This is a genomic window from bacterium endosymbiont of Bathymodiolus sp. 5 South (genome assembly GCF_900128535.1).
GTDB lineage: Bacteria > Pseudomonadota > Gammaproteobacteria > PS1 > Pseudothioglobaceae > Thiodubiliella.
Genome location: NZ_FQTR01000263.1, coordinates 1 through 1,710 on the forward strand (window position 1 = coordinate 1; position 1,710 = coordinate 1,710).

At 32.2% G+C, this 1,710-nt stretch carries 2 protein-coding genes; both read left to right on the forward strand.

Going from position 1 to position 1,710, the window contains the following annotated elements:
- The first annotated feature begins 150 nt into the window (after nucleotides 1-150).
- On the forward strand, nucleotides 151-891 hold the full coding sequence (locus BBROOKSOX_RS10660; RefSeq protein ID WP_139661750.1) for a hypothetical protein: 741 nt from the start codon (nucleotides 151-153) through the stop codon (nucleotides 889-891).
- Nucleotides 892-923: 32 nt separating this feature from the next.
- Nucleotides 924-1,710 (forward strand): LysM peptidoglycan-binding domain-containing protein (locus BBROOKSOX_RS10665; protein ID WP_139661752.1); only part of this gene is annotated, 787 nt, incomplete at its 3' end.

Here is a 1,710-nt window from a genome sequence, read left to right on the forward strand (position 1 = left end):
ATACCAATTACAATAACTCTAATGAAGTAGATGCTAATAACAACGCCCATAAACAACAAGGTAGCTTTACCACCACAGCAGGCGCAACTAACAAAATGAATGATGTTTGGTTTGATGTGGATTTGGCTAATTTTAGCAAGACGGCTTAAGATGTTAGAACTTTTTGTTGTTTTAAATTTAATTTTTCTTCTATTCCAATGGTGGGTATATAGTAAGAGATCTTTCAAGAATTATGTTATAAATAATTTCAAAAATAAAAGCAAATTGTTTGTTTTTACATATAAGTTTTTTGCACTGGCTTATTTTGAAGGGGCACCCGGTGCTGGAAATTTAAATGCTCATGCATATAAAAATATAGAAATATTTGGCAAAAAATATATGAGAATAACAGCTTATATACTGTTTATTGGCCTCGCTATGGCTATATTTCTTATGGGTTCAGTCATACTTAAGTATCAAAATAAAATTACAGAAAATCTTATATCAGACTTTAATAATAACAAAATAAGTGTAACTTATTCTACTGGTGAGTTAACCAAAATAAAATGGGTAAAAGGCGAGAAATACAATATAGAAATAAGTGGAGATAATGATAAAAATAAATTTGCTATTTATAAAAAAATAGAATTAAAATCCAATCTAAAGATAGGATATTTTAAAGAATATAACGACAAAATAGTTTCTATCACAGTAGATAACAAAAAAATAAAAACTTTCAATATAAATGAATATAAAGTACATCTAAAACAATCTATTGCCAAGTCTAAAACTGTGTTCTTATTAGGAGTATTTTCCTCTCTAACTATGTATTTTTTACTATGGATAAGATATAAAAAATACGGATTTAAAGGTGTAAATAAGCTTATCGCAATTAAGAAAGAAGAGTTTTAAAAAAACAATTTAATAATTAAGGAGAAATAATTATGGCTAAATTAACATTTGGGCAAGAGGCAATACAACATATTATTAATCAAGGAAGAATTGAGATGGGAATTGCAAACACTATTAAAGATGCATCTGATAGTGAAAAATTAAATGCAGCAATAGCAGGGATGGATACAGTTCAAGTTGGAATAAGCTTATTTAAATCAGGTGGAAAACTTATTCCTGGTATTGGTGCTGGGATAGGTATGTTTGATAATTTAAATAATATTTTTGGCTCAAAAACTACTAAAACACTTGAACATATAACCTCTTTTACTAGTTTAGTCGCATCTGTTGCAACTATACTTAACCCAGTAAGTGGATTAGCCATCGGTGCTTTAGCTATAGGTCTTAGTGTATACGCCCTAGCCGCAGGCGATGATGAGCAAATATCTAGTGCTGTTGATAGTATGCTTGATACCGTAGGTAATGCCATCAACGATGTATGGAGTGACGCCACTTCACTGCTTGACTATGCAGATAATGAGGCACAAACCCCTGTAGAAAAATTACAAAGCCTTAGCAACCAAATCAACGACGGCTCAATTCAGTTCGCCAAAAACGGCGACACCCTCAGTGAAATCGCCCAAGCCAACGGCATGAGCCTAAACGAACTCCTAGCCTTAAATCCAAAATACAAAGACAATCCAGATCATATTAAAGCAGGTGCATTGCTCATCCTTAAAGACAATGCCGGCACACAGTCTTTGAGTGATTATTTAAAAGAACATACTGATGACCCACAAGCATTTAGCGCTCTAATCGATTCACTTAAAACTGAACTCC

Bases quoted from the DNA above. Each gene is read 5' to 3' on its own strand.
- BBROOKSOX_RS10660 (WP_139661750.1), top strand. From the start codon at position 151: ATGTTAGAACTTTTTGTTGTTTTAAATTTAATTTTTCTTCTATTCCAA.